This window comes from Coleofasciculus sp. F4-SAH-05 (genome assembly GCF_040222985.1).
In the GTDB taxonomy this organism is placed as follows: Bacteria; Cyanobacteriota; Cyanobacteriia; order Cyanobacteriales; family Coleofasciculaceae; genus Coleofasciculus; species Coleofasciculus chthonoplastes.
In genome coordinates this window covers 20,470-27,027 of the sequence record NZ_JAVKBY010000025.1, presented here as the reverse complement: position 1 = coordinate 27,027, position 6,558 = coordinate 20,470, and the positions used below count along the sequence as shown (strand labels likewise).

Here is a 6,558-nt window from a genome sequence, read left to right as displayed (position 1 = left end):
TTATCAATTAGTTGAAGGAGAATATGAACTGAGAGAACAAAGCATGACGTTTCCCTTTTTACCTGTAACCGAGATTCCCGGCTTTATTGAACAAAGTAATACCCAGGGACAGCGAACAGCCGTGCGGTTGTTTCGTCAACGCATTCGAGAACTTTTACAAAATCAATAGAAAATCCGCCCGGAGTTCAAAGTCCGGGATTGAACCCGTTTAAACGGGTTCAAAGGCTTCTCCAGTAAGCTTCAGCTTACTTTAGCTTTCAGCCAGAAATTTATTTCCTGGCTATGCGAGTCAGCGATATTCCTTTTAAGTCAGTACCATTCAACCTAAGTTTTAGTTAAAAGCCAGGAGGTGTGATGAAAGCCCTAGTCACCGGAGCCAATGGATTTACCGGTTCTCATTTAGTTAAAGCCTTAGAACAACGGGGGGATACCGTTGTCGGTTTCGTCCGCAAGTCTAGCAACCTTCAGCGTCTCTCGGATTGCCAAGTCGAACTGGTTTACGGCGATATTAGCGATCGCGACGCCCTGAAAACGGCAATGACTGGTGTAGACTGGGTATTTCACGCCGCCGCCTATGTAGAATTAGGACTCGTGGATGCCAAGGAAATGGAACGGGTGAATGTTGAGGGAACTCGTGCTGTTTTAGACGTGGCTGAAGCGGTTGGTGTAGCCAAACTCGTCTACTGTAGCACCATTGGCGTATTTGGCGACACCAAAGGTCAAGTGGTGAATGAAACCTTCCAACGCCAGCAAACCGACTTTTCCGGGGCTTATGACAGCACTAAATACCAAGCCCAACACATTGTAGACCAATTTGCCGCCCAAGGCTTACCCGTGGTTAGCATCCTCCCGTCTGGTATCTTTGGTGCAGATGACCCCCATTTTGGTCCCGTACTCAAGCAATTTCTCAAAGGTGGATTAAAGGTATGGGCGGGAGGCGATCGCATTACCGGAATTGTCCAGGTTGATGACTTAGCTAACGCCATGATTCTGGCAGCCCAAAAGGGTCAACCTGGAGAAAAATATATCATTTCGGCGGGTGATCTTTCCACCCGTGAGATGTTCACCCTTCTCAGTCAAGACACCGGAATTCCGGTTCCGGCTGAAGCCCCCAAACCCTTGGTGAGACTCGCTGGAAACCTCCTTGACCCCATCGGACGCCTGTTGAATTGGCAACCGCCCCTGAGTCGGGAACGGGTTCATTACGTCTATGATCGTTGCGTGCGCGTCGATGCAACCAAAGCGCGTCAAGACTTAGGCTGGAATCCGCGATCGGTATCCCAAACCCTCAGCGAGATTGTCAGGATCATGAAAACTCAATCCTAGTGGCGTGGCACCGTTAGCAAGCTAAAGCCGGAAGCCCCACGTCATACCTGTACTTAGGGTCTGCTGAATTAAGCTGAAAGCTATACTATACAGGGGCTTTAAGCCATTTTTACCGAAAAATTGGGTCTAAAGCCTCGTCCTTATAGGACGACTTTGTGTTAAAATTAGCTTTAAAATTAGCTTCGAGGAAAGGGTATTAAACCTCTATAAAAACCTTGGGCCCGAGAGGCATCGCACCTTGAAAACTAGCCTTAGAGGGTTCTGTACAGGAAAGCTTGTACAGGTAAAAAGTCTAAGCAACAAGCACGCCCAAAACACATTATTTCTTGTTTTCTCGCTTTACGATAGGGCATATCGAAACTAGCTTCTGTAATGGAGCAAAACGCTTCTGGAGAGATGCTCCTCTGATATGAAATAGGACCCCTGTTTCATAGTAAGAGCGCTCTATGAAAGAAGCGCTACTCACGCCTTCAGGCTGAGGAGTGTCAATTAACCGACTCCCTAACCATGCTCCAACAGGATTGCGCGATCGCCCAATCTTCTTGGGTATGAATCACAAAAACCTGCACACTTGAATCTTCTGTAGAAATATCCGCATCTACAGGATTTGTTTCATTCTTATTTGAGTCAATTTTAAGTCCCAAAAACGCTAAGGCGTCACAGGCGGCGGCTCTCACAGAGGCTTGATGTTCGCCAACCCCGCCTGCAAATACCAATACATCTAATCCGCCTAAAGATGTTAGCATTGCCCCTAAATAGAAACGTAAGCGGTGAATATAAACATCCAAGGCGAGTTTAGCTTGTTCATTACCCGCCGCGATCGCGTCATTGATTTGCCGCATATCACTACTCACACCCGATAACCCTTTTAATCCTGATTCTTTGTTCAGTAGATGCTCTAATTGATCCGCATTATACCCCTGTCGCATCAGTTGAATCAGAATCGAAGGGTCAATTGAACCCGAACGCGAACCCATCATTAATCCTTCTAAAGGCGTATAACCCATAGTTGTATTAATACTGATACCATCCCGGATTGCGGCTAAGGAACACCCATTTCCTAGATGACAGGTAATCACTCGTAACGATTTAGCGTCTTTTTCCAATAACTGGGCAACTCGTTCCAGGCAATATTGATGACTTATACCATGAAAACCATAACGACGTATGCCTTGATCCAGCCAATCTTTGCAACCCGGATAAATCGCAGCAGGTAAGGGAATTTGAGCATGAAATGAGGTATCAAATACCGCCACTTGGGGCATATCTGGCAAAATATTCTCAATCGCCTCAATTCCTTCCAGATTGGCTGGATTGTGGGATAGTGCCAGGGGAGACAGAGACGCGATCGCATCTTTCACCTCAGCATTAATAAACGTTGGTTGACGATATTTATCGCCGCCATGAACCACCCGATGTCCCACCACATCAATATCACTCAGTTGGGAAATGACTTGAGTTTGACCGCGCCAAAGTGTATTCAGCATTTGAGCGATCGCCTTAATTCGATCATCAGTGGGTAGGCGTTCCTCTATAGATCTTCCTTGAGACGTTTTAACCTTTAAAAGTTCTGTATTTGACTGTCCAGTCCAATCAAGTTTGGCTTCCCATATTGGTTCGGGTGGAGAATTGGGTAAAGATTCGCCAATCTCATACAAACAACTTTTTTGCGTACTGGAACCCGCATTTAATACTAAAACTTTCATCGGTGATTCTGATAACAAATTAAATGGATGGTGGGGCGGGGGCGGGTTTAATCCAATCTAGGTGCGCCAAAAAGGATAATAGTGAAACCCGCCCCTACAGATAAATCTTAACCCTATTGCCTATTCCACACCGAGCGAAGTCGAGGTGTTCCCCATTCCCTAACAAATGACGAATGACCAATGACCAATAACCAAATTAACACCATTGCCAATTGGTAATCTCTTCAGGATCTTCGCCATTTTCACAGATATACTGCCCATGAGCCGTTAATACATATTCATAGTGACGTACCCGATCATTTCCCCGTGCGGATACATTCCCACCATTACTACATCCGGATCAACCCCATCATCGGTACTCGCCCATTGCCACACTGAACCACCTGCCCGACAATGGGCGATTGCGTCTTCCATGGATAACCATTGCGGCAGAGGATTTTTGTTGGCGATGACTAAATTGACATAGCCTGTACTCTGCAAACAATGGTCAATTGTACTCAAAAGACAGTTGGCATCGGGGGGTAAATACACCCGCGCATAGTCGGCTTGCTGATCCAAGACACTATTAATAAAGCCCGGATTCTGGTGAGAAAACCCATTATGTTTCTGTCGCCACAGGGTTGAAGTCTCTAAGTAATTCAGGGACGATACAGGCGGACGCCAAGGGAATTCTTTGGAGTATTTTAAGAACTTGGCATACTGATCCATCATCGTAGTGACAATGCCCAAAAATGCTTCGTAAGAAGGGAATAAACCATGTCGTCCGGTAAGGAGATACCCTTGGAAAAACGCCTGACAAGTATGTTCACTCAGCAATTCGATAATCCGTCCCCCATCGGGTCCAATCTCGCCATCAAAGGCTTCCGTGGGCCACTGATAGTTACGCTGGGTAACGTCGAGGACTTTGTACAGGCGGTTGGATTCGAGTTCGTCTGGACAGAAAATCCGGAAGTTGCTGGGATTTTGCTGAATCACATCCCGCAGGTATTCTCCGACTTCATAGGTATTACTAACGCTACTCTCACCCCGTTTACACCCGTCTGTGGCTGTTGAGTGTTCTACGGGAACCTCGTAGTTAAAAATATCCGGTAAATCCAAGGCTTGACGTATACGTCCGCCTAAGGTGTGGGGATTGCTACCCATACGCCTTTCCCCTTGGGGACATTGGTCTAAAATATCGGGGAAGGGTTGCCCTTGTTTGTCAAAAAGTTCCTCTGGATGGTAGGAACGGAACCAATTTTCCAGCAGGTCTAAATGTTCGGGATTACTCTTAACCTCTTTGAGGGGAACTTGGTGAGACCGGAAATTCCCTTCAATCGGTACACCGTCGGCTTCTTTAATCCCTGTCCATCCTTTTGGCGATCGCAAGATGAGTAGGGGCCAACGGGGTTTACTGAGGCGGTTCCCGGAACGGGCGGCTTGTTGAATCCGACAGATTTCCTGATATGCCCAATCCATTGAAGCATACATATCAGCATCCAAGTCCTCATCTTCGACAATTCGCACTTGGTAGCCGTACCCGGTAAACAGATGCAGTAATTCCTGATCACTCATCGTGCCAAAAATAGACGGGCTGGCAATTTTGTACCCATTCAGATGCAAAATCGGTAAAACTGCCCCGGATTCAGCCGGATCAATGAATTTTGTCCCATGCCATGCTGTAGCGGTGGGTCCCGTTTCTGACTCGCCATCGCCAACGATACAAGCCACAACTAAATCGGGATTATCCATTACCGCCCCAAACGCTGTCGCCAAGGCGTAGCCTAATTCACCACCTTCGTGAATCGTGCCAGGAATCCCCGGATACAGGTGAGAGGGAAAGCCACCGGGCAAAGAAAACTGCTTCACCAATCGATATACCCCAGCTTCATCGAAGCTAAGGTCAGGATAGTAACGCCGGATCAGTCGGTTGAGATGGGCATAGACTAGGTTAATGCCGGGACAAGTCCCCCAGTGACCCAGTAAACGATCTTTGATATGTTCAGGTTTTAAGGGTTCGCGTAAGAGAACATTATCTTTGAGATAAATTTGAGTCGCGGCTAGGTAGTTAGCTGCACGGCGATATTTCGCGATCGCGTCGAGTTCGGCAGCCTGATTTTGCCGCACTTGGGCAACGGGAATGTCCGGTTGAGAGAAGGACGCTTTGGGTGTTGAAGTGGTTATTGTCATATTTTTTTTTTGTTTATAAAATCTAAATTCCAGGGAATTTTGACCGCCAAGGTAGCGGTACTCGTCTGCTGTGCAGTTTACCCAAATTGGTCCGGGGAATTCTCCTACTTGGGATAGATCATCCCTTTTTGTACATACACAGGAGTAGGGCAAGTAGAGACGCGCCATGGCACGTCTGTCAATTGTAGGGGCGGGTTTAGGGACTAAAAGTCAATAAGAAGCCGATAACTGAACAACAAAACCCGCCCTTATTCATAAGTCAAAAATGGGTTATTTTACAGGTAGATTACAAAAGTTTATTTTTATTTACCTAATTTTTACATAAATCCACATAAAAAGGGCAAGTTGAAGCTGAGTAATTAGTAAAAGAACTCGGCTAGGAAAATTTTACCCCATGAATACCTGTAAAAAATGGATGACCCAATTCTCGACTCCCTTCTTCACCAAATGTCTACCCTTAATGGGAACAATCCTAGCAGGACTTAGCTTCGCCTCATCATCTACAGCGGTTACTCTCAGCAATTCTTCATTAGAAGTAACGATTAGGGATGATAACGGGGCGATTGATACTCTTATCTTTGATAAACAAAGTTTCTTCCATAGTGATTTCTTTAATCCCGGAGAGCCAGTCTCGGATTTTGGCTTTCAGAATGGAGCGAATCCGGCTACGTTTACCATCAACACAACCACAGGAATTACGCAACAGCCTGTTACCGTTGTCCAAGATGGTGAATCAGTAGTCGTTACAGGTACCTATACAGGAGGTGATGCGACTGTTGATTTTAGGCGCACCTATTCCCTGGTGGATGAATTCAATGCCTTCCTTGTTAAGACTAATTTTGTTAATCAGGGTTCAGCCGTTGAGCTTCGATATTTTGATACGTTTGACCCCGACCAAGGTATTGATCAACGTCATGGTTTCGAGACATTTAATGATATATTTATACTGGAAACTGCCGCCGGACTTGCCACTGTGGGTCAAGCAACCGAATTGGGAGGTCTAACGGTTATTTTAGGTTCATTAGATATCAATGCAACTGTTGGTGCTGATCTGGGTTTATCCATTAATAATGGGTTTGAGTTAAATAATTTCTTGAATACTCCCTCTGATCCGAATGGCACCTTTGCCGATGTTGGTATACACATTGGTGGAAAAGATGTACTGCTGGCGGCGGGTGACACCGCTTCGTTTGAATACATCCAAGGGTATGGAAAATCAGTTGCAGCAGCGCAAGCGGAATTTAAGTCAGCGGTGGCGGCTACGGTTCCAGAACCGTCTTCTCTACTCGGCTTACTCGCCGTGGGGAGTTTTGGTTTGGGGTTATCTCGAATCAAAAATTCGAGGATAAATTAGATC

At 46.1% G+C, this 6,558-nt stretch carries 4 protein-coding genes; 2 read left to right on the top strand and 2 right to left on the bottom strand.

The window, feature by feature from the left end; all coding sequences use genetic code 11:
* Positions 1-354: 354 nt before the first annotated feature.
* A complete protein-coding gene (locus tag RIG27_RS02905; RefSeq protein ID WP_446342260.1) occupies positions 355-1,326 on the top strand; it encodes an NAD-dependent epimerase/dehydratase family protein in 972 nt (323 codons plus the stop codon).
* A gap of 485 nt (positions 1,327-1,811) precedes the next feature.
* On the opposite strand, the gene RIG27_RS02900 is transcribed toward RIG27_RS02905, so the two are convergent.
* Both RIG27_RS02900 and RIG27_RS02895 read right to left on the bottom strand, forming a co-directional pair.
* Positions 1,812-3,032, bottom strand: a complete 1,221-nt coding sequence (locus RIG27_RS02900; RefSeq protein ID WP_446342258.1) for an acetate/propionate family kinase — start codon at positions 3,030-3,032, stop codon at positions 1,812-1,814.
* 267 nt (positions 3,033-3,299) lie between these two features.
* A complete protein-coding gene (locus tag RIG27_RS02895) occupies positions 3,300-5,201 on the bottom strand; it encodes a phosphoketolase family protein (RefSeq protein WP_446342256.1) in 1,902 nt (633 codons plus the stop codon).
* A 415-nt stretch (positions 5,202-5,616) separates the two neighbouring features.
* On the opposite strand from RIG27_RS02895, the gene RIG27_RS02890 reads away from it, so the two are divergent.
* On the top strand, positions 5,617-6,555 hold the full coding sequence (locus tag RIG27_RS02890; protein WP_446342254.1) for a PEP-CTERM sorting domain-containing protein: 939 nt from the start codon (positions 5,617-5,619) through the stop codon (positions 6,553-6,555).
* Positions 6,556-6,558: the final 3 nt, after the last annotated feature.

What these genes read in the sequence shown, in the direction of transcription:
- RIG27_RS02890 (WP_446342254.1), top strand. Translation starts at nt 5,617, where the DNA reads ATGACCCAATTCTCGACTCCCTTCTTCACCAAATGTCTACCCTTAATG.
- RIG27_RS02895 (WP_446342256.1), bottom strand. Translation starts at nt 5,201, where the DNA reads ATGACAATAACCACTTCAACACCCAAAGCGTCCTTCTCTCAACCGGAC.
- RIG27_RS02905 (WP_446342260.1), top strand. Translation starts at nt 355, where the DNA reads ATGAAAGCCCTAGTCACCGGAGCCAATGGATTTACCGGTTCTCATTTA.
- RIG27_RS02900 (WP_446342258.1), bottom strand. Translation starts at nt 3,032, where the DNA reads ATGAAAGTTTTAGTATTAAATGCGGGTTCCAGTACGCAAAAAAGTTGT.